This window comes from Mesorhizobium sp. M0074 (assembly GCF_040322975.1).
Classification (GTDB): domain Bacteria; phylum Pseudomonadota; class Alphaproteobacteria; order Rhizobiales; family Rhizobiaceae; genus Mesorhizobium.
The window spans coordinates 60,433-85,296 of the sequence record NZ_JAMYUM010000027.1 but is presented as its reverse complement, the minus strand read 5'-3'; the positions used below and the strand labels follow the sequence as shown (position 1 = coordinate 85,296).

The window sequence follows — 24,864 nt, the reverse complement described above, 5'->3', positions numbered from 1 at the left end:
TGCCGTAAATCGCGTTGAGGGTTTTAGGGAGGTTTTCTCGATGACCAGGAGTTTTCACACCGTCACAGTTGAAAGCGCCGCTGAAGCCTACGTCCTCTCCCGAGGCAAGGCCAGTTTTCTCTCCATCGCGCAGGCAATCCGCGCCATCCGAACACTCATGCCGGCATGCCAGGTTACCGACCGCGACCTAGAGGAGTTGGTGGCGGCAGCATCCATTATTCACGGTGTGCCCGTCGCGTTCGACTTAAAAACAGCCGTGGCCGCAGAACCACGGCTCCATTCATAGGGCCGGTTATGCCTGCGCTCGCGCAGACGCCTACCTTATCGGACGTTCGCCAAGCGATTGTCCGTCACCTGATCGACAACATCGGCAGCCCGATTATTTCGATATCCGAGGTTAGCCACACCATGAGGAGAATGCTTCCCCTTTGCGAACTCACGGACTGGGAACTTGGCGATCTCATTGCGCGAAGCGCGGTCGATGCGGGATTTGCGATTGAACTTGACGGGGCGGGTCCCTGAAACGCCTGTCGAGGTCCAGTATCGTCGACGGTTCGCGCCGTGTGATCTTCTTGATTGAGACCTTGCACTGCCCGAAGCGCGCGGCAATTTCCTCCGCCGCCATGACGTGTGCGACAAGGTCACGGTAGACAAATGACCTCTCCGCCGCATTGGAATGCTAGCCTACCCATCGACTACATCAGGCAAAGCATCTTCGACGACGCTCAAATTCCTATCGAAAGCCTCGATATCGGATGCGTTGGCGCGCAGAGACCGCACCTTGTTCAGGATCGCCGCAACCGCCGCTTCTTTGTCGGGCGCTATGCGTGCTGTCACTGGTTTGGCCGCCAAAGCGGAAAAATCTATTGCGGCATAGGCTGGTACGTCTGCAGCGTCTGTTGCTTTCCGCCTTTCTTTTACGATTGCGCGCCGGCCCGGCGGCGGAGCTATACGGCCTGCTTTTGCGGCAAATGTCGCGCCGCGCCGCAGGCGGGCCTGCAAGAGGCCTGAGCGATACGCGGGTGCTGTCGGCACAATCGTCGGGAGCACAGGAGATGGGACCGCCGCAGAGGAGTCCGCGGCAGGGCTTTTCGTGCGCGAAGCATCGGTAGAGGCGGGCAGGGGCATGAACGCGCGTTTGGCGAGCGGACCGTCGGCGAAATAGAAATTGCGGGTGCCGAGGATCGGCAGTTCGCCGCGCGGCAATATGATGACCTTGTTCTTGTCGAGGGTGCGGATTTCATCTGGCCGCATCAGAGGCCGCCGCACTTCCTTGCGGTGCTCCGAGCGCGTGTAATAAGTGTCGAACAACGTTGCCTTGGTGCGCGTCACGTCCTTTTGCACGTCCGACGTTTCGCCGAGCTGCTCGGAAACGTAGCGCAGATCGTCCGCGTCCTGCGCACCGAAAAAGATCTGCACGCGAGCGGCGTTGATGAGCGTTTTGCGCCCTTCCTGGCGATAGATCTCGTCTACAGCCTTCAGCGACTGCACGAAAAACCACATCGAAACGCCGTTGCCGCCGAGCACGCTCGCCATTTCGGTCACGTTCTCGAGCTTACCGAGGTTCTGGAACTCGTCGAGCAGCACAAGCACCGGATGCTCGCCCGGCTGCGGAATGGTTTCCGACATGAAGTTCATCATCTGCGTAATCAGCACGTTGAACAGCGGTCCAAGCGACGTAATCTGCTCGCGCCGCACGTCGAGATAGAGAGAAATCCGGTCGCCCTTGAGCTTGCGAATATCGAACGTGCTGCGCGACGTAGCTCGCATCAGGCGCTCGTTGAGGAAGGGGGCCATGCCGGTCCGGACGCCGGCGTAGATTCCGGAAAACTGCCGCTGAGACATCTCGAAATATGGCAGCAGGGTTTGCAGCGTAAAATGCGAACATTCGCGGCGGCGTTCCTCGCGCAGCGAGCCGATGAATTCCAGGAGCGGCTGCTCGGCACCGTTCATGATCTCAAGGATTGTGGCGAAGGTCTTCTTCTCGTTTGGGATCGCAGGCGATTCCATGACGAAGGACGCTATGCCGGTAAAAAGGAGGCGGGCGTCGTTAACCCAATACGGGTCTGCATTTGAGGGCGGCCGCGGAAACAGCGCCGCAGCGATGTTGCGAAGGTCGATGTCACGCTGTGCTGAATCCAGCGAGATGAAGTCCATCGGATTGTAGCAGGCGGTATTGCCGTCCGGGTCAGCCGGCGCAAAACGCACCACGCGGCTCATGGTTGAACGGTAGCCGGCGGTCGCCGCATAGGTCTCGCCGCGCAGGTCGAGAACCACGAGGGAATGCGGCCAGGTCAAGGCGTTCGGGACGATGAGAGACGTGCCTTTACCGGAGCGCGGCGGCCCTATGACGAAGCCGCCGACATCATCGCCATCAATCCACAATTTCTTGCCGCCGATCAGCTTGCGCTGCATCAGGCGGATCTTGCCAGAGCGCTGATCGCGGCCGGGCGACAGAATTTCGGCCAGCCTACCGCCGGCTCGACCGACGAAGACGCCGCCCACTTTCGTCAAGCCGGTTTTCGATACGTCGCTCATAGTCATGAAGCGAGAGTCATTGCGCCTTCTGGGGCGCATGAGAAACAGGCCGACCAGTGGCAAGAGAAACCCTAAAACTCCCGCCGCAACGGCGTATAGCACCCGGTCAAAATTTCTCGCGGTCACGTCAGCCCAGGCCAGACGAACGACCGGCAAGGGATTGGCGTTCAGCTGATCGAACAGGACGTGGGAGCCGGTCCGGTACCAATCAGTCGCGGCATAGGCGACTGTGAAGACCAGGACGCCCAGGGCCATTGCCATGAGCACCATGAAAATTGCTGTTGCGATTTTCTGCATGGTGGGCCCGCTAGATCGTCTCCGCCTTGGTGAACTTGATCTCGCTGATGCCGCGCCGTCCGCCTTCGGTGCGGACCATCTGGACGACCACCGGAATGACCTCGCGCAGGTAGTCGAGGATTTCGCTTCGTGAGAGGCCCGAGCTGCCCTGCATGACCATCAGCGCCAGCCGCTCGTAGGCGGACCGGGCGGAATTGGCATGAACGGTCGTGAGCGAACCCGGGTGGCCGGTGTTGATCGCCTGGAGGAACGCGAAGGTTTCAGCGCCGCGCAACTCGCCCAGAAGCAGACGGTCGGGCCGCATGCGAAGCGAGGCCTCGAGCAGCTGTTGGGCGGAGACTTTGGCAAGGCCCTGGTCGCCCTTCGAAGCTATCAAGGTGACGTTGTTGGGAGCCGGCAGCCTCAGTTCGCGGGTATCTTCGATCGTGATGATCCGTTCATGGGCCGGGATCTCCTTCAAGAGCGCATTCAAGAACGTCGTCTTGCCGGTCGACGTACCGCCTGAAACGACGATCGAGACGCGGTTGCGCACCGCATATTGCAGGAAGTCCATCGGCGACGTGTCGTGCAACATCTCGACAAGTCGCTTTTCTTCGGTTGAAAGCGCAAGGCCGCTACCCATTGCCGTGTTCTCGAATGCGCCGAGATCGTTGTAGGCATCAAGGCTCATATCCATGATGACCTGCTTGCGGATCGAAATCGCCCCGCCTTCGGGAGCCGCCGGCGGCAAGATGCATTGGATGCGCTCACCCGAAGGTAGAGCGGCCGACAGGACCGGCTTTTCTTCGTTGATGACCTGATTTGTCGCCGAGGCGACGCCAGTCGAGATATTGCGAATCCAGCCGGGCGTGACCTCGCGCTTGACGACGTGCTCCATTTCCTTCGCGCCGAGGCGCTCGATGAACAATTCACCCGGCCTGTTGATCGCAATCTCGGAAACCGTATCTTCGTTCAAATAGGGCCATATCGGTTCCAGATGAGCGCGCAGGACCGGGGCTCTCGCCCAAGGGTCGGGGAGGGGATGCACGGCATTCATTTCACCGGCCTCGCGTAGCCGGGATAAAAATGATCCTTCGGCGTGCCGTAGAGAGGCGTCGGATCGATCGCCGTCTTCGGCCGCCCGCCTGCCTTAAGGCGCGCCACTTCTTCCTGAACGGGGTCGGCGTACAATTCCGAGAAATCGAGATCTCGCCGCACCAGCACGACGATCGATGTGCCCTGGTCGACGTAGACTGTCGGGCCAATGTTCTGCGTGTCGCGAAACGCCTCTTGCGCGAGTTGCTGCAGGGCGGTCGATGACTTATCGAAGGCGATGCTGCGGGCGTCGCGCTGCGAGCCATTGCCGCCATAAGTTACGGTCGTGGTCTCGCCGGTTACGGGATCGATCGCCGACACCTGGCGCTGTTGTCCATCCTGGCTGCGATCTCCAAGCGAGGACAGATATTCAGAGACACCGCCAAAAATGGAAAGCATGATGGCGTTGCCATAGCGTTCAACCCAGTGCGTATCGACACGGCCGCCCATGCCACCGCGGCCGAGCGCATCTGCGCCAGGCGACTTAATATCGACGGAAATGCCGTCCGAGCGGATGACCCTGCTCCAGACGATGAAAACACGCTTTTGACCGCGTGCAAGCCCCGAGCGGTATTCTCCGGTCAGGCGCGAGCCCTTCGGAATGAGGATCCGCCTGCCGTCGAGCGAGAAGACATCCTCACGCACGACAGCGCGCACGGCGCCGGGAAGGTCGGTGTTAACAGCGGTTTCCAAATAGCCGCGAATGATCGTTCCCTCTGGGATCAACGCATCGGTGCGTCGGAAGGCTCTGGCTTTGACGATGCCGGAAGAACTTGCCTCAGACTGCGCCAGGAATGCCTTGTCGGGATCACTGTCGGCGCCGGGGACCGGGATGATCTGACCGTCGGGCGCGATTTCGACCTGTGCCGCTTGGGCGCCGGCATCCGTCGAGCCGGTTTCATCATTCGTCACCATCTGGTTCGACCGCAGGCGTTCCCATACCGCTTTTTCATGCTCGGCGGCCTCTGCCTTACGGCGAGCCTCGTCCTCAGCCGCGGCCTTGCGGCGGGCTTCTTCCGCCTCGGCCTTGCGGCGAGCTTCCTCGGCTGCCATCTGCGCCTCCAGCGCCCGCCGCTGCGCATCGAGGTCCGCGCCCTCCTGCACCGTCTGATCGACATTGTCAGCCTGTTGCGTGCCGCTTTGGTCGGCGGCCGGTGGCGGCACCACGATCTGGTCGATCGTGCCGTCGGCAGGTTGAGGCGGCTCGTTCAACGCCGGTGGGCGGAACTCGGGCGGGTTGAAGTTTTCCTCGCCATCGCTGCGAACATCGCGCGATACCGGCTCCCGAGGCCAGTTCAGCCATATCAGCGCGCCTACAAGCACCACGCCGAGGCCGACCAGGGCGATCTTGGTACCGACGCCCGCACCGCGGCGCGCGACCGTCGGGCTGCCGTCCAGTTGGTTATAGTCGATCTGGGTCATCACCGCCCTCCGCCGGATCCGAACAGGGTGGAACCGCGTGTCAGTTTCGTTGGACCGTAGACCTGCTCGACGGGATCGATGGCGTTGGGTCGCACCCGGTTGTAGAGGCAGAGCGTCTTGCCACCGGCTCGCAAGGTGAATTGCTGCGCGACCTTGTCGACGACGGTGTATTTGCCCTGCGTGCGAACGTTGACCAGCGACTCATGGCGCTTGTCGTCGACAACGAAAATCGCCGGAATGTCACCCTTGAACTCCAGAAATACCTTGGTGCCGTCGTCGAATACGGTGCGCGGCTTCAGGCTGTCGTCGCCCTTGTAGGCATAGTCGTAGTTGAGATCGGCATAGTTCAGGTCCTTCAAATCCGGATCGGCGGCGTTCTGTTTGGCCTGTGAGAGCAGGCGCGCGTTGACATCCTCGTCCGGGTATTTGAACCGGACCTGGAAGGATGCCCGGTCCCGGTCATTGTCAGTCGCCTGCAGCAGCAGGGAATAGACGCGCCGGTTGGTGACGACGTTGACGTTGGTCCACGCATCGCGCTCCAGCGGCTTGACGAAGAGGAATCGCGATCCGCGTTTGGGGATGATCGACCAGCCTTTCGTGTCGCCAGCCGACACGGTTTCGATGACTTCGGTCGGACTGAGCTCGACCATGGTCGAAATGCCAAGAGCGGCGCGCACCGACGTCACGTCGTCATTGTTGAAGGTGACATGTCGGATGCGGCCGTCGCGTGCGGCCGCGCCGTGCATCGTGCCGAGCAGAAGGGCGGCCGACAGAGCGAGGCTCACGCGCCATCTCATTGCAGGCTTCCCGCAGCCGGCGCCGATTCCTGGTCGCGGCGATAATCCGTAGCCTGAAATCCCAACGGGTTGTCGAAACGCCATTCGTTCTTGAGCGGCGTTGAGGTGTAGCGGAATTTTATCACCGCGACCCAATTGTCGATCATGGACGAATTGTCCCGCCGCGTCGTCGTGGCAAAGCGCACCGAGGCTGTGTTGCGATTGAGCAGGGAAACCGACTTGATCTCGACCGAGATGGTGACATTGCGGCCATAAATCTTGTCCAGCGACTGCGGGTTTGCCGGCGTGAAAAGCCATGTCAAATCCTTGGACGCCGCGTCAGTGGAGTAGAGCTGCGCCAGGTCGTAGTTCTGTTTCAGTTCGCGGGAATCGTAGGTTTCGCGGGCCCTGATGTAACGCACAAGATTGGCCGCCGTGACGGCTTCGTTCTGGGACAAATCTCCAGGCTTCAGAGCGCGCATGATCTCGAGGTAGCCCGTCGATTTGTCGACCTCGACAACGTACGGTTCGAACTGCCGGAGCGGCAGAATCAGCACGAGCGCCAGGAGCGACAGTACCGCCACCAGTCCGGAAGCCCCGCTGACGATCCACGCCACGGTACGCGATCGACGCATCGACCGGTGCGTGTCGTCTTCCCAGGTTGCACCCGCTTTATAATAGCGCTTGTCGACGAGTTCGCTGCTGCTGTTAGCCGCTGTTTCCATTGGAATTGCCACTTTACTATTGCCTCGTTTGCGCGATGCATCCTGATCCAGGGCCGCGATCGGTGATCGTTGTGCGTTCTAGGCCAGGGGCCTGGAGTTATCGCGCGCACCTTGCTGGATGGCGGACCGGGTTGCGGCATCCGCTCTCGCTGTTCGCGAAGATCGAAAACTGTTTGCGGCGAGCTGCCGGGCGCCCCGAGCGGCGCGGCCGGCGGCCCATCGCGCGCCGGAATAGCGCAGGGCGTTTCTGCCGAAATTTCTATAAGGATTGTATGCTCCCACGGTGCTGAGATACCCGCCGCCATTCAGGATCGAAGCAATCGAGGGTATCTGCATGAGAACGTAGATCCCGATGATCGTCACCAGCACCAAGGGCAGCACCAGCGACATTTTGCTGTCCATGGTCGCTCCGCCGGAAGTGGCGGTGTTGAGCGCCGCATTGACGAGCGAGAAGTAGAAGCCGAGAAAGCCGTAGATCAGGACTTGCTGAATCATCAGAAAGGTGGTGAGCGAAAGGAAGCCTTCGCTCATGCGCGATGACCAGCGGTATAGCCAAAGAATGATCCATATGGGCGCCAAAGCGAGCGTGATGAACAGCATCACTTTGGCGGCGATGATCGCGGCAATGGCAAGCGCTGCGAAAATGATGGCAGACAGCAGAACGAGCAGCGACAGCAGCGCGCCAAAAATGTCATAGAAGGATCCGCTATAGACCTGATTGGCGACGTCCTGGGCGCCTTGGTAGAGATTGTCGATAAGCGCTGGAATTGCCGCCTGATCGCTGAGCTGATTGCCGGTTGCCCGCGAGACGGCGCCGACAATGACCTTACCGACCTCATCTGGAATGCTTTGCACAAGCTGGTAGATCGTCGCGGAAAATGTGCCCCATCCGGTCAGCAGCAGATAGATGATGACGGCGCGGCCGAGGCGATAGGCCGCTTCGATTGGCGAAATCGACTCTCGCCCGCTCAGGATCGAATAGCCCCACCACACGATATAGAGGGTCAGCATGAGGGTGAAGACGTTGCCCATCGCATTGCCCAATTGCATATAGACGGTGCGAACGAAGTCCTCACCGATGTTGTCAATGCCACCGAGAATGCTTGCGGCAAGACCGTTCATGGATCCTCGTCAATGATGCTGGCGAATGGCGTTGAATTGACCGGCTTCAGCGGGCCACATTCGTCGGCGTGGGCATACGCCAAAGGCCCGCACGGCGCTTTTAGTTCGCGATTTGCGCATCCGAAAAGCCCCGCGCTGAGCCCAATCACAACGCATATGCGCAACACCCGCTTCAACAAGTGCTAACCTCCGCTCTTGCCAAAGTCCGCGAACGGATTGACGTTCCGGGGCGTCATCATCTTCTGCACCTGGCTCTGGCGAAGAAGATCTCCTTTCAGCTTCTCATTCAGGGCCGCGACCGCACCGTTCTGGACGCCGATCAGTTCGTTGACAGCACGCGCGTTTTCCAGCTGCATTCGTGTGTTCTGGTCCACGGAACCCTTGACGTCCTGCGACTGCCCGATCTGCCCGCTCGCGGACTGCAGTGACTGTTGGCGCTGGGTCACGCCCTGGGAAGCCTGCGAGGTCAACGCGCTTAGCAGCGAGGCCACATTGACGCTGCCGCCATAGGCGGTGTTCACGGCGCTCGTCTCTTTGCCGGCAATCTGCTGGAGCTGCTTCACCAGCTGGAGCCCGTTGATGACGGCGCCGGCGATTTTCTGGATTTCGGGCGACAGGCCACCAAACGAAAGAGCCCCGCCGTTCAGGATCGATCCGAACGACGGCGCCTGGGCAATCGACATATTGCCGCCAAGGCCCATCTGCCCGATCCCGAGCGAACCGTCACGACTGCCGCTGAGAGCCTGCAGGATCTCCTCGCTCTTTTTCAGGATATCCTTGTTCGAATCCATGATGGAGTTGGTATTGTCCGCATTCTTGCGGGCGACATCGAGATTGGCGCCATCAATGACGGCAATCTGTGCGTGGGCCGTGCTTGCCCAAAGCGCCAGACTGGCAGCAATCGCGAATTTTTTCATGTCAGCCTCCTATTGCTGTAGAGAATTGATCACGCTGGCAGCGCCGGCAGGATCACTGGTGATGATCATCGAGCGGCTGTCGGCCGAGCTTGCCCCCGCGTTCTCAAGTGCGCATGGTAGCCACCGGCCGCGATCGATCCTCAATCGTTCCAATTCCGCGGGATCACAAGAGAACGGGTTTGGAGAGCCGCTCTTCGGCCGTTGCACCAGCTTGGACGACTGCGATGCCTGAACATTCTGCAACGATAGAAGTTGGGCCAGCAACGTCGTAAAATCCCCCGCCTGGGCGAGGTACTGGTTGGTGACATCGGCGTTGATCCCACGAGCCGACGAGTTCAGCTCCCAGGCGTCCTTGTATTCGGTCACCTGGCCAACGTTGCCCGCCAGCGCGTCGATTGCCGCGCCGTTGGCGCCGATCTGCGATGAGCTTGCATCAAGGCCGCCAGCCGCCTTCCTGACCGTGCCCATGGCCGCGTCCTGAGCCGTGCCGCCTGCGCCGTCGGCCGTTACGATCGAGAATGGCGGCGGCGCGGCGGCCGGAGCCTTGCCGCTCGACACATAGTCGTTGAAGTAGCTGTTCCAGCGGCCGACGCCGCCGGCCCATTGGTTCTGCTCGCCTGCGTTCGATCCGTTGTAGAAGGAGGCGAGACAGCTGTAGTTCGTCGCCCCGCATTGCTTCACGCCCATTCCGAGGTATTTGACGCCGCCTTCGACATTTTGCTCGTTGACGTCGCGGTCCAGTCCCATGGACTTGCCGGTGCCCTTGGTCAGCTGCATGACGCCTTTGACGCCGGTGTGGCTCCCGGCGCATGTGTCGAAGCGCGATTCCTGATAGGCAACGGAAAGCGCCAGGCCTTCGGGCACCCCGTATTTTTGCGCATAATAGCGGATCATCTTCACGTTGCCCGCGTCGCGCTGCAACGCTTCGGCCGGAGACCGGCGAAACATTTGTGAGCGGTATTTGTTCGAATAGGTGCAGACGACGCTTTTCTTCTTGTCGGTTACGTCCTTCTTGGCCTCATCCGACTTTGTGCTGTGCTGCTCGTCCTCTTGCCGCTTTTCGAGGTTCTGCCCGTCGATGACCGCGATCTGAGCGACAGCCACGCTCATGCTTTCCGCCGTCGCGAGAGCCACGGCCAGACAAGCGCTGCTAAGCCGCTTCGTCATGCTCGTTCTCCCATCCGCAGAAGTATGGCAGCCACGCCTCCGGCTCGTCGCCGAAGGTCTCCCGGAGCCGTGCGCATTCCTTGCTGTTGGCTTCGTTCGAGGACAAGACCTTGATGAGATCGGGCATAGCTGACAAATCGAGCTTGGCTACGATCGAGTCGCTGTCATGCTTGACGAGGAAGGTGCGTGTCTCCTTCGCGGTCCGGCGCACAAACTCGAATTCCTTCGCCGTCAGCGAGAAGCGCTCCATGTAGGAGTCCTTGCTCGCCTTCGGGTTGGGGAAGAAAATGTTGGTCTTCGTTTGCTCGATCAGCGACGACGAGATGGAGGAATTGACGACGTCCTCCGCCGTCTGCGTGCCAAAGCCGACCACGCCGTTGCGGCGACGAATGGTCTTCAGCGTCTCGTTGATGAAAGCGGCGAAAACCTCGTCATCCAACAGCTTCCAGCCTTCATCGAGGAAGAGCATGATCGGCGAGCCGTCGATGACGTCCTCAAGACGATGAAAGATATAGAGCAATGCCGCCGAGCGCAGCTTTCGGTCGCCTAGGATCTTCGTCATGTCGAACCCGACAACGGGCTTCGAGAAATCGATGAGATCGACGGGATTGTTGAAAAGCCAGCCCTTGTCCTTTGGGTCCAGCCAGGGTTGTATCCGCGCCGCCAGATCGTTCATGCCGGGCATGAGCGAGCCCCGCAGCACTTCCGGCAGCAGGTCGAACGTCCGCTGTTCGCGCGGAATCTTGTAGATCATGTCGACGGCGGCGTTGATGACGCGCATCTCCGCCACGTCCAGCGCGCCGCCTTCCGGCGTCAAGATGTAGATGAGCAAGTCTTCAAGGAAAGAACGGTTTTCTGCCGTGTCCTCGAGCTGCAATGGCGCGAACCCGGTCGGCTGAGAAGGCTCCATCACCTCGTAGCGGCCGCCGAGCGCCCGAACGAAAATTTCAGCACCGCGCATATAGTCGAAATAGACACATCGTGGCCGCGGCATGATGCGCGTGGCCTGCGCCATCAGGAACGACAGCACGACGGTCTTGCCCGAGCCGGTCGGGCCGAACACCGTGAAGTGCCCGACATCGTGAACGTGGAAATTGAAATAGTAGGCCGTCTGGCTGGTCGTTTCGAGCAAAGCGATAGGCCGTTTCCAATGCAGCCGCTCACGTTGGCCGGACGGGAAATTGTGGCCTGAGAAAAGACCGGCGAAGTTAAGCGACGAGATCAACGCACGTCGCGCGATGTAACTGAAATTTCCCGGCAATTGCGCCCAGAAGGCCAGTTCCGTGTTCAGTGTCTCGCGAACCGGCACGATCGACATGCGCGAAAGCTCCGCCGTAACGTCGGATAGCGCACGGTTGAGCCCGGTTATGTCCGGTGCCAAGGCCATGACGCTCATATGATGTTGCCCGAAGACCACTTCGCCGCCGGCCAGCTTGTCGGCGCCGTCGTGTACGGACGCCTCGACCGTCGTGCCTGCCTCGTCGGAACCCTCAACCTGGTTCGCGATGATGTTGATCCTGCGCATCGCGGTTACACGATCTTCGATCGCGAAACTCTGCGTCAGGACAAACTCATGTGGCAGGCGCAAGAGACCGTCCAATGAGCCCGGAGCGGTGAAGGGTGGGTATTCCTTGATCGACACCATGGCGCCGAGTTTGCCGGCGTCCGGCCCGCGAAGTTCCAGCGCGGACTTGCCGAAAAACAGCTGTCGTGTCGCCAGCACATCACCAAGGCTCATGCGCGGCAAAGGCATTTCCACGTCGACGCCCCCGGCGAGGATCTTCGCCACAAATTCCGCCGGCTCGGAAAAGAAGCTGTCGCGGCGCTTCACGACGCCGAGAAGACGCGCACCATACGCCGTGAAATCCTTGACGGCGCCGTCGAGAACGTCATGCAGTTCGGCGACCGCCTCTTCGCGGGTTTCTTCGCCCGCGGTACTGATGCGGAACGCGTTGAGAGCCTTGTCCACCCAGCCGACGCGGCCGACCATCGGTCGGCGTATGACCGCCAGATACGCCTCGTTGACGAACAGGTTTTTCGCCCCAAGCTCATCCATGTAGCGGGCGTCGAGCTCGGCCACGAAAGGATTGTCAAAGTCGCCTTCGATTCCCGGCGTCACGTGGCGGCGGATGATCGTCGTGTAGACGGCAAAGCGAGAGGTCGAGAGATTGCGGAATGTCGTGTTGCGGTTGAACATGCGGCTGTTCAGCTCGGCCTGGTCCATCGTCTGGAATGGCAGGCCACTGAGCTGGATGACGCCGACAAGAAAGCCGCTCTTCGTCACGACCAAATTGTCATCGACATGGCGAAGGTAAGGGATGTGCATCGCCGCGGGCTTTTCACGGCGGCGTTCACGTCCAAATTTCAGGTCGGCATCGAGGCTCATGGCGAATAGCTCCTCGCCCCCCAGAAAGTAAGGTTCGCCACCGCTCCGCGTTTGGAGACGCGCCGCTCGAAAATATGGAACATGTAGGGGTCGCGCTGGCACAGATATGCGCTGACCAGATGCACCACGCCGAACACGCCAAGGCCGAGCATGAAGCTGCTCGTGGCGATGAAACCGATCACCGCCAGGATGCCATTCAGGGCAAAAACTTCATATCGCACCCCCCATTTCATCGGGGGGCGTGTCAGTGGCAGGCTGACCGGCTCGACATAGACTTCCTCGTCGTCCATGTCTCAGCTGCCTCCAGCGGTCGCGCGAACCGCATCCACCAGCTGGGCAGCCCCGAAGATAAGAGCGATGCCGATGATGATGGAAAAAGCCATCATCCACGCCAGCCGGCCCGTCATGGCGAGGAAGCCGAGAAAACAGACCGCGATGATGGCGAATGAGCGCGCGATGTTGCCCTGCAGAACTCCGACGAACCACTCCAGCACGTTTTCGACTGGCGCCGCCGACTGGGCATACGCAGTGGCTGGCGCGAGAGCTATTCCGACCGCCGAGGCCAAGGCCAGTTTCAGGGCAAATTTGCCCGCTTTCCTGTATTCCACCCTTGGCTCCTTTCAGTTGCCGAGATCCATGACATGCCCATCCTGCCAAGCGTCCTCGCTTGCTGGCGGAGCGGCCGCGAGCGTCTCGGATTTGGTCAGGGCGGACTTCTTCACCACACCGCCGAACTTCCAGCGGTTCAGTATTTTCACGATGTATTCCGCCGTCTCCGGAGTCACCGGAATCCCCTGCGCCTTGTAGACGCTGTTGGGCCCGGCGTTGTATGCCGCCAGCATCAGCAGCGGATCCCCGAATTCGTCATACAGTGACTTCAGATAGCGAAGGCCAGCCCGGACATTTGCCTGTGTATCGCAACGGTCGCTCACGCCGAGATCGGAGGCCGTTCCTGGCATCAGCTGCATGATTCCCAAGGCCCCGGCTTTTGACGGACCCTGGTTGGCACCAAGATCGCTTTCGGCCCATGCAATTGCTTCGGCTAGATCGGCGTCAAATCCTTCTTCAGCCGCTATTGAGCGCACAAGGCTCGCGATCTGTGCACGGTTGCCACCCTCACAAGCCCCGGAGCGATCTATACCGGTTGCCGCCACAGCTTTCGCCGGCGTTGCAAAGGCGACCGCAACGCGCTCTGATGCCATGTCCTGAGCCAGCGCCGTGAAAGGCGCTATGGCACCGCAAAGCGATATTATCAGGAGAGGTCGAATCATTGGCTTGCCACAATTTGACACTTTACTATGGCTACACTCTACCCTAGTAAAGTGTCAATCGATAAGCGTGACGAGAACGGAAATCCGATGAAACAGACAGCCATATTCGTGGCCTTGCTGCTCCAAAGCACCGTGGGTTTCGCAGCCGGCGCGAGCGCCCCGAATGCCTTCGATGAGCCATCGAAGGACTACTTGCTTCAGTTCTCGAAGCCTGGCGAGAAGGTCTTTGTCTATGAGCGCTACGACGCCAAGGGCGCGCTTTATCGGCGTGACGTTACCGCCTTGAAGATGCCGGTGAAGGTGCACTCGGCTACTGAGCGCGTTATCAACGGCGCGACGTATCGGCTGCGCGGCCTCACAGCGTGCCCAAAGCCAAAAATCACATATAAAGCCGAAGAATGGGACTGCACGAAAGCCGCGCAAGATTACGAAGAGGGGATCTACAACCACCGTGCATCTGTCGTTCTTTGCAAGACGCTTGTTTTGCAAAGCAAGAAGGATGAACCCGACGCCGTGTCGTGCTTCTCCCTCGTCGGTGCAGGCGATCCAAACGATCCGTACACGGTCGCCTATGATGATGACGAAATGGTCTTTTTCGATATGGCGGCGATTGGTAACAAGGATGGCAAATCTCTGCGCCCCGATCTGGAACATTCGGGCGAACTGGGCGAGCAGTTCCAAAAATGAGACGATTCAGCCTCGCAGCCATCGCCGTTGCACTATCCGCATCGGCTCACGCCCAGCAGAGCAATGCTTCCACCGAGCCGGCACCATTCCAAGTGTCGAAGTCGGTTCAGTTGCTCACTGGCGATACATGGCGCGATGGAACCCGTCTTTTTCATCTCTATGGCGTCCAGTCGTGTTTACGAGGGACAATCGCAGAGGAGGCCGGCGGTAGGAAAATTGATTGCGGCAACGCATCGCTGGCGCACCTGGCCGCGCTTTTTGACGGCACGGCAGTCACCTGTCAGCCAATCGGCTACGCGCTCGACAAGGCGGCTTTTGTCATATGCGGAGCGCAGTTGAAAGGCGAAACAATCGACGTCGGAACGGCCCTCATCTCGACGGGATACGCTTTTGCGGCGACGACAGCAAAAGGCAACGCAGTCAACGGCAATTACCTAGTTGCCGAATTGGATGCGAAGTCGAAGCGCAGAGGATTGTGGAACACAACGTTTCAGCACCCAGTACAACTTCTGCTGAAACGCATATCGGAGAGATAATGATGAGCCGCGATGACGACGCGCATAACTATTACCACGGATATCCTGTCCAAGGACGCTCGGACGGCGCTGTCGGCGGCGCTGTCGGGTTCATCGCCATCATCTTGGTTCTCGCGGGAGTTTATGCCGCCTGGCACGCCATCACAGCATGGCTTTCGGCACTCTTCTCTTAGGATTGCAATTTCGTGAAAGAACCGAGCACCACCTGCAAGTCGTCGACATCAATTTCGCACCAGCCATGACCCATCAACCGTTGGAAATAAGCTGCCTTCATTTTCATATCCGCGACAGTGGCTACTGGAGCGATGGCGGCTCTCCTTCGTGCCGCGGCCTCTTGCGCCATAACCGCGTCCATCCTCTGACCCAGCAAGGTCGCGTCCGCCCCTTCAGCTTCCATCAATTGCTTGCCGAGATATTCGAGCATGGCCAGGCTCTGACGATGTGCTGCAATAAGAGTCGCGACACCTTCAGCCGGTTCCATTTGTCCGTTGCTACAGACCAGTTGAATAGGCATCGTCCTCCTCCTCGCGTACATTGGTCACATACTGATACCTCGGGAGGTAAGGAAAAATAGGGATGGCATCATCCCTATTTTGAAGCGACAATTCTAAGACCGGGCGGGGGTGCCTGCGTAGAAGGATTGGCTTCTAATGTTTCGTGCCCTGGTGGTTGAAGACCAGACACTTATGCGTCTGGCATTAATGAACGAAGTGCAAGCAAGCTTCCATGACTGCATCGTCGTAGGTGCCGAAACCTTGGAGATTGCGTCCAGAGAGCTTCAAAACATCCAATTTGATCTCATCGTAATCGATCCCGGCTTGCCCGGATTTGATCCCACGTCAGAAACTGCTCGGGTTGCTGTCGTCGACAAAATCATGGAAGCCTCTGCGAGCGCCATCCATATCGTCGTCACCGGCTCTGACAATCGAACCGAGGCCGAAGGCTTCCAGCAGATCGGCGCCGCAGCTTATCTCGGCAAAACCGGCCTTGCGCCCGGCGTTTTCAGCGACGTGCTCGAGGACATTTCATCCAAGGGCTTCTCCCTGCGTCTTTCGCGAGTCGCCATGACAAGGCCCGACTATCGCTTTTCCGTTCTGACGCCTCGCGAGCATGAAATCATCGACATGATGGCCCGCCGCGCGCCTGGTGTGAAACGGAAAGAGATTTTCGCCCTCATGTCAGAGCGGCTGGGCATCGATGCCGGCTCTGCCGAAAGGTACTACAAGCAGGCCCGGGCCAAACTCATGAGGCAAGGTCATCCGCTACCACAGGGGCTGTGATCGCGATGGCTTCTCTAACCGTACATGGGATCAAGGTTCCCGTGGAACCGCAGGATGTCTCGCCGGTCATCTGGCGAGCGCTTCAAAGCCAGAGCTATGAGGCGAAGGAAGCGAAGTGGATTTTCAGGGCAGTCAAGGCGCGTGATCGCGTACTGGAGCTAGGGTCGGGTATCGGCATCATCACCGCACTGATTGCGAAGATCCCCGGCGTTCAGGTGTGGGCTTTTGAAGCAAATCCCGCAACAGCGGAACTAGCGAAGCGCGTGATAGCGGCCAACGATCTCGACAATGTCACATATGCCCAGGGTATTCTCACAGCAGGCCCGCCGCGGTCCTTCACCTTCTACGTTCGCCGGGACCTTTGGATGTCTTCCACGGACAAAGACCAGGGACCATATGAGCGCGAACTTTCGATCGTCTCGGCCGACGTCGATCGTTTCATCACCGATCATCAAATAAACGCCCTCGTCATGGACATTGAAGGTGCTGAAAAAGAACTTCTGCAAGATGCCGAGCTGCCCGGCGTCGAGCGCATCTTTCTTGAGCTGCACGACCACCTCTATGGCCTTGACGGCATCCGCAACATCACCCTTGCCCTAGCAGAAAAGGGATTTGCCTACGATCCGCGGGGCTCCCGAGGACCTTGCGTGCTCTTCGCCAAGAACGATGGACCCCGCGAATACGAGGATGTGGAAGATGTTGCGTAATGCTCTCGCCGTCATATTTGCCCTGTCCCTTCCGCTCGCCAGCGCCGCCGAGGAAATTCCCCTCGATCCCAACGAAGTGTCGGTTCAAGACGCCAGCGGCAAGACCGTCGCCGTCTTTTCAGTAAAGCAGCTGCGGGCAGAGTTTCCACAACAGACCTATGACACGCGTACGCCCTGGACGAGCAACAACGAGAAAATCGAATATCGCGGGCCGCTGCTTGCAAATGTGCTTGCCAAGGCCGGAATAACCGCTGTTCAGGAAGTCAAAGTCGTCGCCTATGACAACTTCGTTGCCGACATTCATATGGACGAAATCCGGTCTTATAATCCGATCCTGGCGATCGAACGTCGTTGCAACGAGAGTGACAAGGCCGGCTCGCATTGCCCGCCGGGCCAGGATTTCCGCCCGATCAGCATGGTAGAGAAAGGCCCCATCTTCATTGTTTGGCCCTTCGACCGGTTGCCCGCTTCATATGTTCCCGCAAGAAACTCGATCTGGGTGTTTTTCCCAGTCATCCTGCGCGCCAAGCAATGAAGTTCTTAAACGGCCGCTTGCTCACTGTTCTGCCGTATCTCGGTATGGCTGCAGCGCTTGGGCTGAGTGCGTGGACATTCATCCAATCGAACCGCTACCGTCAGGAGACGGATGCCATCCTCAGTCAGACTTTCGAGATTCAGTGGCGCGCGGCACAGATTCGCGAGCGCCTTATACGAGTCTATGGCTATCTTCGCATTGCCGACGAGACGGGCAAGCTTGATGCGGACATCGATCGACAAATGGCGTTGGTGAACGTCAACGTCGCGCAGTTGGAAAACCTGCCCTATCTGAACCGCTTTTTTCCCGACCACGATGCCGAACTCCTGGGCCGGATTCGCCTAACCCTCGAACAGAAAATTGCCCCTCTTGTGTCGGCGCGTAGAAACTACACCCAAGCCATTGCCGACATGGCCAAGCTGGAACAGTCAATTTACGAGATTTCCAGCTCTACCGTTGATCACAGCGCCACGTTGCAGCAGACCGCCAGCATCGACATTGCGGCCTCGCGCAACTGGTTCATCTTCGCCATCGCACTTGGCCTGGGTGCTACCTTCTATCTCGTTATCCATCAGCGCTATGCTTTAGCCAATCGCCGTGACCAGCATATGCGCTCGTTCGCTTCGCTCTTTGCGCATATGACCCGATCGCGGGTTACAGCCTTGAGGCTGTTCCTTGAGCACGCACAACCAGACAAGCAGCCGAGCGGCGAAATGCTTGAGGCTGCGCGCAGTGCTGCTACCGAACTGGAATCGATCACCGACAGTGTCCTTCAGATCGCCTATGCGCCACAAGATTCCAGCACCGTGGCGCTCGGCCCACTCCTCGAGGATCTCGCGCACGATCGCAGCAGTTTGGTGCAAGTTTTGGTCGATTCTAAAGCGCGTGTGCAACCTGTTCCGGCGACGCCGTTACGGTTGGTCGTTAATGAGCTGATAGAAAACGCTCTTGCCGCTCTATCCGGCACCAGAAACGCCCCAATTCTCATCTCCGCGACAGTCAAGCGACGCCCCTTCCTCCTGCGCAGTTATCTCGTGCTTGAAGTGGCCGACAAGGGCGCAGGCATGCCACCTGCAATCGTTGCAAAAGCAACTACCCCTTTCTTTTCAACGCGAGCTGGAAATCATACTGGCCTTGGACTGACCGCATGTTCCCAGATGGTCTCGGCGCTGAAAGGAAAGCTCATCATCGACAGCGCTCACGGTGTCGGTACAACCGTAGAGGTCAGGGTTCCCGTGCTTTCCACCGCAGCCATCTTCTGGCAATCGTTCCTCAGGCACAGGCGAAAAAAGGTCCACACGTGGCGCGGCTAGTTCTCAGCTCTGCTCCATTTTCACCTGAATTGCACCGGTATGCGCTATCACGGCGAAAACCTGCCAGCATTCGGTGTAGCCCAGCTTAGACGGATGATGACGCTGGAAGTTTACGGCACTCTGAAATGAGAACCTACGCCTCCGGGTGCGTCAGAAACAGGTAGATCAGTTGATGGCGGGACCTTATCGGAAAAGAGGAAGGTCGCTGGATCAAGTTTCAACGCCTTGGCGATCGCCGCAATTGTGTCGACGCTGATATTGCCACTTGCGCGTTCCAATTTCATGAATGTCGCCTCCGCCACGCCGATGAGCTCGGCCATCTCATAGCGGAGCAAAGTGCGTCGTTTTCGCTCAATGTCGATGATGTGCGCCAGACGCTTGCGGATCGCATTTTCGTCCAACTGATGCGCCCATTCGGGAAGTTTTTTTCCGCCCGCGAGCAGGTCCGCAACTGACACATGCAAGCCGCTTGCCATGATTTGCAACGTCGTCAGGGTGACATTGTTTTTCTGTCGCACGGTCTGGATGTAGGTCCGGTAGGCGAGCCTTTCGCCCTCGACAGTCCGGAACAGCTCGGCCATGTGCATATGGGATAGGCCACGCCTGGCTCTCTCCCGCTCCAGCGTTGTCGCAATGTTGACACGCAACGGGTTGTCGACCACGCCCGCGATGTCTCGTTTCATAAATCGATGTAGTCGCACAAACCTGCCTTCTCGATCTGTCCTTTTTCGCGCGGATGATCCATAGTAAAGTATCAGAATCCGCAGCGAGGAAAAGGCTATGATCGTACTGAAATATCTCTTGGTGGGTGCCGCCGCCGTCGCGGGCGCCGCGGCTCTTCCATCCCAATCACAGGCATCGGAATGGGGCTGTCAGGTCCTCCTCTGTCTGTCCGGTGACTGGCAGGGCACTCCTTCTTGCCACCCGCCAATCTACAAGTTGATTGCCGCAATGAAAGCTCCGGGTTTTAACTGGCCGACCTGTCCGCGAGCCAACTCCAGCGCCGCGAGATTCGAGAAGTATGAGGATTGTCCGTCTGGCTGGCAAGCAGTTGGCAGCTACGACTCCGATCGGCCAGGAATGAGGCAAGAGCGGAACATATGCCGCATCGGCTCCGACAGGCTCACGCTTCCCGTCACTTTCACGAATAGTCGTCTCGGCCAAGACCATGATAACGGATCTCGACAGGCCCAAATCGAAATCAACGATAAGTTGGTAACGGCAAAAATCCAGATCACGGGCAACGATAGAGGGCATTCCCTTGGTAACGGCTCCACCTACTACACCATCTCTCGGCCGATGCGCGGAAAGCCCTGGTTCATCGAGTATGACAACGCGAACGGCATACGCCAGAAAAGCTGGTTCAATCTCAACGTGCCATAAGCCAGGGATCACGCAGGACGAGTCGCTATGAGGATCACAAAACGTCTCTGTCCGGTTTATTCACGCCGACGAGAGCGATGGCTTCGAAGGTCAACGCGAATACTGGATCAGGCAAGGGTTTTTATAAGTGTTCAAGGCGCTTCTCCTGTCGACTGCGATAATGAGCACATGGGCAGTCTCGACGGCGGCTGGTCAGAGCGATAAGCCGCGATCGAGCGCGGACAATCCGATGTGGCCCGCTTCACTGAAATGGGACTGCAAGACCGCCGCCAAAATCGTGTGTGAGCGTGACGGCAGTTGCACAGTGGCCGAGGACCATACTGGATTTGTGCTGAACTATGGCAGCAACGAAGCTGAGTTCCCGGCCAGCAATGTCAGGATCAAACGGCACTATCAACAGACCGTGCAGGCAAGCCCTTTGCAGCAGGAAGTTAAAGTCGAACTGGCTGACAATCGCGTTCTTTGGCTGACGGCCGTGGATGCCAGCCGCACTTATTCGGAAGCCTGGGTCGGCGCAATGAGCGAGTTGAAGGGCGGCGCGGTACTCATGGAATCCGAGGGTGTCTATTGCATGCCGCACAAGTGAGTGAGCCGAGAGGGAAGGCGAGCGAAAACCGATATGGTCTGACCTCGAGCGCCAGCCGCCGGCGTTTCAGAAACCTCCGGCGTAACCGTCTCCCCGTTCTAGCTGTTTCATCAGCGATCAGGGGTGATATAAAGTAACATTGACCTGAGCAGTGAGCTTCGACAAGACCTCGATCCGGTGCAACTGCGTTAGCTCACTAAAACCAGCGGCAATACTTATGTGTTGCAACCAAGTTCGAATGTCGCGTTGCTGGCAAAGTAGAATTGTCGCATGACAGTGCTGCCGGCCGTGGCGAGAGCACCCGATCGGGTGTCAGCTGGTCGGGGTTGCGCAGCCCGATCGGGTGCGTTCCAGTGAGATTCCTTCGGCTTTAGCTTTGAGAGCCCGCCGCTACGGACTAGCTTCGTTGGCCGGCGTCGACCGCGGCGGGATCCGATACTCGCTCAGCATCGTGACGACATCGGCGATACGATTCTTGTCACTCTCCGTCAGCCGCAGATCGACGTCGACGGCTGCGCGCCCGACTTCCGGTACGGGCGCCTCGGTGGGCGCTTGCTCCCGCCGGGTGTAACCAGGCGGCCTGCCGGGCTTGCGACCGCGTTTCACATAACCGTTGCTCTCAGCGCCGTCAGGGATTCCGAACATGTGGTCCGTCTGGCCGGTGCGGCGCGGTCCGCGCTTGCTGCGCTGCAAGTCGCGGCCAACCTGCATCTCGGCAACCATCTCCAGAACGGCGTCCAGCCGCTTGTTCTCGACGATTGCCGAACGATGGACAGAGCGCAGCTCATCGAAGGCTTTGTAGGACAGGGCAACGCCCTCATGCCTGATCTCGAGACGGCCATCGGGATAGTCGCAGACGACCACCTTCTTGCGGGCGAGCTTCTTCGCGGTCTCGGTCGGGTGGAGAACGAACCCATGCCTTGGACAAAAAAATAGTGCTACTACGCATACACATTACCCATGCCAAATCAAATGGTGCCGCGGCTCTTAATGCGTGGTGGTAGCAGCAGTTCATACCTTCCCATAAATAACAGTCTCCTCTCAGGACCGAGGTAACCGATTTATGGCTTCTGACGACCAAGCCACTTCCATGAATCAGTACATGCTTGTTCCTAGTCTGCTCACCGTCGCTAATGAGACTGACGAGCGTAGTCATCGGGGCCACCTTCAGCGGGCATACAACTGCTGAGGGACCCCGCCAAGCCCCACCGACACAACGCTTAAAAAATCCAGTCCGCATAGCCCGTTAATGCTCCTACCCTCGTGCGCAAAACACAATATGTATAACGACTATAATGAGACGTTGTTTATCCGGTTTATTATCTACAGGGCATTGCGGCGCAATAAAAGAACTGGTTTCACACATCTTGCGATCTGAGAACATATTCTACCTCTCATGAAAAGTCTCATCCGTCATTTCCATCAGCGGATCGAGGAGGAATTCGATCACCCGGCGGTTGCCGGTCTTGACCTCAGCTGTGACCGACATTCCAGGCGTTAAAAGGACGTCATTGCCCTCGACGCGAATCGACGTCTCATTCAGCGCGATGCGCACCGGAAACACCAGCGGCCTGGCGCTGTCGCGCGCGGTCTCCTCCTTGGCCGGAGAACCCGGCTGCGGCGCGCCGGCCGGGATGGCGTCGTTGGAGACGGTGAGCACGTTGCCGTTGAGCGTGCCGTATCGGGTGAAGGGGAATGCTTCGAGCTTGATGCGCACTTCTTGCCCCTCGTGCACAAATCCCTTGTCGCGGTTGAGCAGCATTGCCTCGATTTCCAGTGCCGTGCCATCCGGCACGATCACCATCAGCTTTTGTCCAGTCTGCACCACTTCACCCAGCGTGTTGACCTCCAGTTGCTGGACGCGGCCGGCGACGGGCGATTTGAGCAGGCTGGCGCGCTCGAACAGCTCGGCTTTGGCCAGATCCTGCCGCAGCACCCCGATCGACCGGTCGACCTCGATCAGTTCTGTCGCGACCTTGTCGAGATAGACCTCGCGGCGCGCGCGCTTCTGCGCGGCAAGCGTCCTTATGGTGGCTTCGAGCTCGGCGATATGGCCCTCGTCGGACACCGCCGCCATCAACTGGTCCTGCTCGCTCTGGCGCGCGTCGATGGTGCTTGTCTTGATCCCGACCTGCCGCTTTTCCAGCTCCTCGAAGATGTCGAGTCTGTCGCCAGCCAGGCTGATCAGCTTGCGGCGTTCGACCAATGTCTTGTTGCCGCGCTCGATCTCGGTGCGCTTCTGGGCGATCTCAGCTTCGAGGCTCTCCTGCTCGGCCTGATAGGCGGCAAGGGACTGGCGCATCTGCAGGCGCTGCAGGTCGACCAGCGGCGCCGGTGCATCGGCCGGAACCACGAAACCCGCCTCTGTCGACGGCGTGCCGTCGGCGACCGCATCGACCAGCGCCTCGAGCCGGGCTTTCGACACCTCGGCGGCGGCAAGGTTGCCGGCGTTTTTCTGCCGTTCGGCCGCATATTCCGCCGGCTCCAGCTCGACCAGCGCGTCGCCGGCCCCGACATGGTCGCCGGCCCTGACGTGCAGCGCTTTGACCGTGCCGGTGATCAGCGGCTCGATGACCTGCACCTTGCCGATCGGGATCAGCTTGCCCTGTATGGTGGCATAGGTGTCGATGCGGCCGAACCACGACCAGGCAAGCGCGCCGACGGCAAACAGCATAATCAGCGCCGAGAAGACGCGCGCGGCCGGCGAGGCTGGCGTTTCGAGGATCTCGATCGCGGCGGCCTGGAAGGCGCGCTCGTCGCGGTTGAGCGGCGGCCGCTTGCTGCCGGTCTCGCGCGCCACGCCTTCCCTGATTGCTTGCCAATAGCGCCCCATCGCCCTACTCCGCCGCCTCGGCTGGCACGATAGGGGCTGACGGGCGCTGCTCCGCCTGCAGCCGATAGAGCTGGGCATAGCGGCCGTTGAGCTTCAGCAGCTCGTCATGCGAGCCCTGCTCGGTGATGCGACCGGCCTCGATGGTGATGATGCGGGTGGCGTCGCGCAGTGCGGCCAGCCTATGCGCGATGATGAACACGGTGCGGCCCTTGGCCATCAGCCGCATGTTCTGCTGAATGACATATTCCGATTCGTAGTCGAGCGCGCTGGTCGCCTCGTCGAAGATCAGGATGCGCGGATTGGTGACCAGCGCCCGGGCGATGGCGATCCGCTGGCGCTGACCGCCGGACAGGTTGGAGCCGCGCTCCTCCAGCACGGTGTCGTAGCCGGATTTGAGCTGCAGGATGAACTCGTGTGCGCCCGACAGCTTTGCCGCCTCGATCACCCGCTCCAGCGGCAGCGCCGGATCGGCCAGCGCAATGTTTTCGCGCACGGTGCGGCGAAACAGGATGTTCTCCTGCAACACGACGCCGATCTGTCGGCGCAGGCTGCGCGGATCGATCAGCGCGAGATCGACACCGTCGACCAGCACCCGGCCGTATTCCGGCACATGCAGCCGCTGCAGCAGCTTGGCGACGGTACTCTTGCCGGAGCCGGACGGGCCGACAAGAGCTCAGCCGCGGTGGCCTCGGCTCCTATCTTCTGGCGAGCCTGGAGCGTGACCTGATCGGTTTCGTGTGTGGCAGTGTGGCCGGAATCGCGCTTGGTTTGGCGATCGGGTTTTCCCGCCTCATCGAACGCCTGAGCGGGCCGGTGCTGCTGGTACACCGCCAGATCGCTCTCTTCGCTTGGGTGCCCCTGATCTCGATGTGGTTCGGCGGAGGCGAGGCCGGCAAGGTCGTCTTCATCGCGCTCGCGGCGTTCCAGCCGACCTTGATCAACACCTGGCAGGGCGTGTCCGGCATCCCGCGCAGCTATCGCGAGCTTGCCGTCGTGCTGACCTTCGGCTGCTTCGACTTCGCCCGGATCATCGCCATTCCGGGTGCGCTGCCGCAAATCTTCACGGGCCTTCATGCCGCGCTGATCTATGCCTGGACCGCGACGGTGGGGCCGAGCTTCTGCTCAACATCGCACCGGGTATCGGCGGGCGTATGAACGAGGGCCAGCACCTGTTCCACATGGATTTATTGCTGCTGTGCGTTCTCCTCCTCGGTGGCGTCGGCGTGGTCTTCAATGTCATCGCCGGCGCCGTGGAGCATCGCTTTCTGCGCTGGAGGATCCCATGAGCGGCCCTGTCGCCATTTCCGAA

General features: G+C 59.4%; 27 protein-coding genes and 2 pseudogenes. 12 read left to right on the top strand and 17 right to left on the bottom strand.

Features of this window, described 5'->3' with window-relative positions:
* The first annotated feature begins 40 nt into the window (after window positions 1-40).
* A complete protein-coding gene (locus NKJ73_RS28950) occupies window positions 41-286 on the top strand; it encodes a hypothetical protein (protein WP_352571951.1) in 246 nt (81 codons plus the stop codon).
* A 398-nt stretch (window positions 287-684) separates the two neighbouring features.
* On the opposite strand, the gene NKJ73_RS28945 is transcribed toward NKJ73_RS28950, so the two are convergent.
* From NKJ73_RS28945 to NKJ73_RS28890, 12 genes are all read right to left on the bottom strand, one after another.
* The gene (locus NKJ73_RS28945) at window positions 685-2,835 is read right to left on the bottom strand and encodes a type IV secretory system conjugative DNA transfer family protein (RefSeq protein WP_352571950.1); all 2,151 of its coding nucleotides are present in this window, start codon (window positions 2,833-2,835) and stop codon (window positions 685-687) included.
* A 10-nt stretch (window positions 2,836-2,845) separates the two neighbouring features.
* Window positions 2,846-3,871 carry a P-type DNA transfer ATPase VirB11 gene (virB11, locus tag NKJ73_RS28940; RefSeq protein WP_502905405.1) on the bottom strand — a complete coding sequence of 342 codons (1,026 nt, stop codon included), beginning with the start codon at window positions 3,869-3,871 and terminating at the stop codon, window positions 2,846-2,848.
* The gene (gene virB10, locus NKJ73_RS28935) at window positions 3,868-5,331 is read right to left on the bottom strand and encodes a type IV secretion system protein VirB10 (protein ID WP_352571948.1); all 1,464 of its coding nucleotides are present in this window, start codon (window positions 5,329-5,331) and stop codon (window positions 3,868-3,870) included. Before virB10 ends, virB11 begins: the two co-directional genes overlap by 4 nt.
* The gene (locus tag NKJ73_RS28930) at window positions 5,331-6,128 is read right to left on the bottom strand and encodes a TrbG/VirB9 family P-type conjugative transfer protein (protein ID WP_352571947.1); all 798 of its coding nucleotides are present in this window, start codon (window positions 6,126-6,128) and stop codon (window positions 5,331-5,333) included. Before NKJ73_RS28930 ends, virB10 begins: the two co-directional genes overlap by 1 nt.
* Window positions 6,125-6,832 (bottom strand): VirB8 family type IV secretion system protein, encoded by a 708-nt coding sequence (locus NKJ73_RS28925; RefSeq protein WP_352571946.1) that lies wholly within the window; start codon window positions 6,830-6,832, stop codon window positions 6,125-6,127. Before NKJ73_RS28925 ends, NKJ73_RS28930 begins: the two co-directional genes overlap by 4 nt.
* 78 nt (window positions 6,833-6,910) lie before the next feature.
* The gene (locus NKJ73_RS28920) at window positions 6,911-7,954 is read right to left on the bottom strand and encodes a TrbL/VirB6 family protein (RefSeq protein ID WP_352571945.1); all 1,044 of its coding nucleotides are present in this window, start codon (window positions 7,952-7,954) and stop codon (window positions 6,911-6,913) included.
* A 182-nt stretch (window positions 7,955-8,136) separates the two neighbouring features.
* Window positions 8,137-8,871, bottom strand: a complete 735-nt coding sequence (locus NKJ73_RS28915; RefSeq protein ID WP_352571944.1) for a type IV secretion system protein — start codon at window positions 8,869-8,871, stop codon at window positions 8,137-8,139.
* A 9-nt stretch (window positions 8,872-8,880) separates the two neighbouring features.
* Entirely contained in the window at window positions 8,881-10,038 is a 1,158-nt protein-coding gene (locus NKJ73_RS28910) for a transglycosylase SLT domain-containing protein (protein WP_352571943.1), read from the bottom strand.
* Window positions 10,022-12,424: a VirB4 family type IV secretion/conjugal transfer ATPase gene (locus tag NKJ73_RS28905; RefSeq protein ID WP_352571942.1), complete on the bottom strand. Its 2,403-nt coding sequence runs from the start codon at window positions 12,422-12,424 to the stop codon at window positions 10,022-10,024. The genes NKJ73_RS28910 and NKJ73_RS28905 overlap by 17 nt, the downstream gene beginning before the upstream one ends.
* The gene (locus tag NKJ73_RS28900) at window positions 12,421-12,714 is read right to left on the bottom strand and encodes a VirB3 family type IV secretion system protein (RefSeq protein ID WP_023720449.1); all 294 of its coding nucleotides are present in this window, start codon (window positions 12,712-12,714) and stop codon (window positions 12,421-12,423) included. The genes NKJ73_RS28905 and NKJ73_RS28900 overlap by 4 nt, the downstream gene beginning before the upstream one ends.
* Window positions 12,715-12,717: 3 nt before the next feature.
* A complete protein-coding gene (locus tag NKJ73_RS28895; protein WP_023720448.1) occupies window positions 12,718-13,032 on the bottom strand; it encodes a TrbC/VirB2 family type IV secretion system protein in 315 nt (104 codons plus the stop codon).
* Between the two features lie 12 nt (window positions 13,033-13,044).
* On the bottom strand, window positions 13,045-13,626 hold the full coding sequence (locus tag NKJ73_RS28890) for a lytic transglycosylase domain-containing protein (RefSeq protein WP_352571941.1): 582 nt from the start codon (window positions 13,624-13,626) through the stop codon (window positions 13,045-13,047).
* Between the two features lie 156 nt (window positions 13,627-13,782).
* Here NKJ73_RS28890 and NKJ73_RS28885 point away from each other — a divergent pair, with 156 nt between their 5' ends.
* The 3 genes from NKJ73_RS28885 to NKJ73_RS28875 are packed head-to-tail and all read left to right on the top strand — an operon-like array spanning window position 13,783 to window position 15,091.
* Window positions 13,783-14,382, top strand: coding sequence for a hypothetical protein (locus NKJ73_RS28885; RefSeq protein WP_352571940.1), 600 nt, complete (start codon window positions 13,783-13,785; stop codon window positions 14,380-14,382).
* Window positions 14,379-14,918 carry a thermonuclease family protein gene (locus NKJ73_RS28880; protein WP_352571939.1) on the top strand — a complete coding sequence of 180 codons (540 nt, stop codon included), beginning with the start codon at window positions 14,379-14,381 and terminating at the stop codon, window positions 14,916-14,918. The genes NKJ73_RS28885 and NKJ73_RS28880 overlap by 4 nt, the downstream gene beginning before the upstream one ends.
* Window positions 14,919-14,920: 2 nt before the next feature.
* Window positions 14,921-15,091: a hypothetical protein gene (locus NKJ73_RS28875; RefSeq protein ID WP_352571938.1), complete on the top strand. Its 171-nt coding sequence runs from the start codon at window positions 14,921-14,923 to the stop codon at window positions 15,089-15,091.
* On the opposite strand, the gene NKJ73_RS28870 is transcribed toward NKJ73_RS28875, so the two are convergent.
* Window positions 15,088-15,432, bottom strand: coding sequence for a hypothetical protein (locus NKJ73_RS28870; protein WP_352571937.1), 345 nt, complete (start codon window positions 15,430-15,432; stop codon window positions 15,088-15,090). The genes NKJ73_RS28875 and NKJ73_RS28870 overlap by 4 nt on opposite strands.
* A gap of 136 nt (window positions 15,433-15,568) precedes the next feature.
* Between NKJ73_RS28870 and NKJ73_RS28865 the strand changes: the two genes are divergently transcribed.
* The 4 genes from NKJ73_RS28865 to NKJ73_RS28850 are packed head-to-tail and all read left to right on the top strand — an operon-like array spanning window position 15,569 to window position 18,753.
* Window positions 15,569-16,198, top strand: a complete 630-nt coding sequence (locus tag NKJ73_RS28865; RefSeq protein ID WP_352571936.1) for a DNA-binding response regulator — start codon at window positions 15,569-15,571, stop codon at window positions 16,196-16,198.
* A gap of 5 nt (window positions 16,199-16,203) precedes the next feature.
* The gene (locus NKJ73_RS28860) at window positions 16,204-16,905 is read left to right on the top strand and encodes an FkbM family methyltransferase (RefSeq protein ID WP_352571935.1); all 702 of its coding nucleotides are present in this window, start codon (window positions 16,204-16,206) and stop codon (window positions 16,903-16,905) included.
* Window positions 16,886-17,440 carry a putative pterin-binding protein gene (locus NKJ73_RS28855; protein ID WP_352571934.1) on the top strand — a complete coding sequence of 185 codons (555 nt, stop codon included), beginning with the start codon at window positions 16,886-16,888 and terminating at the stop codon, window positions 17,438-17,440. Before NKJ73_RS28860 ends, NKJ73_RS28855 begins: the two co-directional genes overlap by 20 nt.
* Window positions 17,437-18,753 carry a sensor histidine kinase gene (locus NKJ73_RS28850; protein ID WP_352571933.1) on the top strand — a complete coding sequence of 439 codons (1,317 nt, stop codon included), beginning with the start codon at window positions 17,437-17,439 and terminating at the stop codon, window positions 18,751-18,753. Before NKJ73_RS28855 ends, NKJ73_RS28850 begins: the two co-directional genes overlap by 4 nt.
* A 110-nt stretch (window positions 18,754-18,863) precedes the next feature.
* Here the strand turns inward: NKJ73_RS28850 and NKJ73_RS28845 are convergent, their stop codons facing one another.
* The gene (locus NKJ73_RS28845; protein WP_352571932.1) at window positions 18,864-19,436 is read right to left on the bottom strand and encodes a helix-turn-helix domain-containing protein; all 573 of its coding nucleotides are present in this window, start codon (window positions 19,434-19,436) and stop codon (window positions 18,864-18,866) included.
* A 97-nt stretch (window positions 19,437-19,533) separates the two neighbouring features.
* Here NKJ73_RS28845 and NKJ73_RS28840 point away from each other — a divergent pair, with 97 nt between their 5' ends.
* Both NKJ73_RS28840 and NKJ73_RS28835 read left to right on the top strand, forming a co-directional pair.
* The gene (locus tag NKJ73_RS28840) at window positions 19,534-20,136 is read left to right on the top strand and encodes a hypothetical protein (protein ID WP_352571931.1); all 603 of its coding nucleotides are present in this window, start codon (window positions 19,534-19,536) and stop codon (window positions 20,134-20,136) included.
* Between the two features lie 127 nt (window positions 20,137-20,263).
* Entirely contained in the window at window positions 20,264-20,722 is a 459-nt protein-coding gene (locus NKJ73_RS28835; protein WP_352571930.1) for a hypothetical protein, read from the top strand.
* Between the two features lie 525 nt (window positions 20,723-21,247).
* Here NKJ73_RS28835 and NKJ73_RS28830 read toward each other — a convergent pair.
* The 3 genes and pseudogenes from NKJ73_RS28830 to NKJ73_RS28820 all read right to left on the bottom strand — a co-directional run.
* Window positions 21,248-21,634 (bottom strand): annotated as a pseudogene (locus tag NKJ73_RS28830) (ISNCY family transposase); the annotation flags it as partial.
* Window positions 21,635-22,109: 475 nt separating this feature from the next.
* Entirely contained in the window at window positions 22,110-23,555 is a 1,446-nt protein-coding gene (locus NKJ73_RS28825) for an HlyD family type I secretion periplasmic adaptor subunit (protein ID WP_352571929.1), read from the bottom strand.
* A gap of 4 nt (window positions 23,556-23,559) precedes the next feature.
* Window positions 23,560-24,225: pseudogene (locus tag NKJ73_RS28820) on the bottom strand (ATP-binding cassette domain-containing protein); the annotation flags it as partial.
* 77 nt (window positions 24,226-24,302) lie between these two features.
* On the opposite strand from NKJ73_RS28820, the gene NKJ73_RS28815 reads away from it, so the two are divergent.
* Window positions 24,303-24,710: an ABC transporter permease gene (locus tag NKJ73_RS28815; protein ID WP_352571928.1), complete on the top strand. Its 408-nt coding sequence runs from the start codon at window positions 24,303-24,305 to the stop codon at window positions 24,708-24,710.
* On the top strand, window positions 24,707-24,841 hold the full coding sequence (locus tag NKJ73_RS28810) for a hypothetical protein (protein ID WP_352571927.1): 135 nt from the start codon (window positions 24,707-24,709) through the stop codon (window positions 24,839-24,841). Before NKJ73_RS28815 ends, NKJ73_RS28810 begins: the two co-directional genes overlap by 4 nt.
* Window positions 24,842-24,864 lie beyond the last annotated feature (23 nt).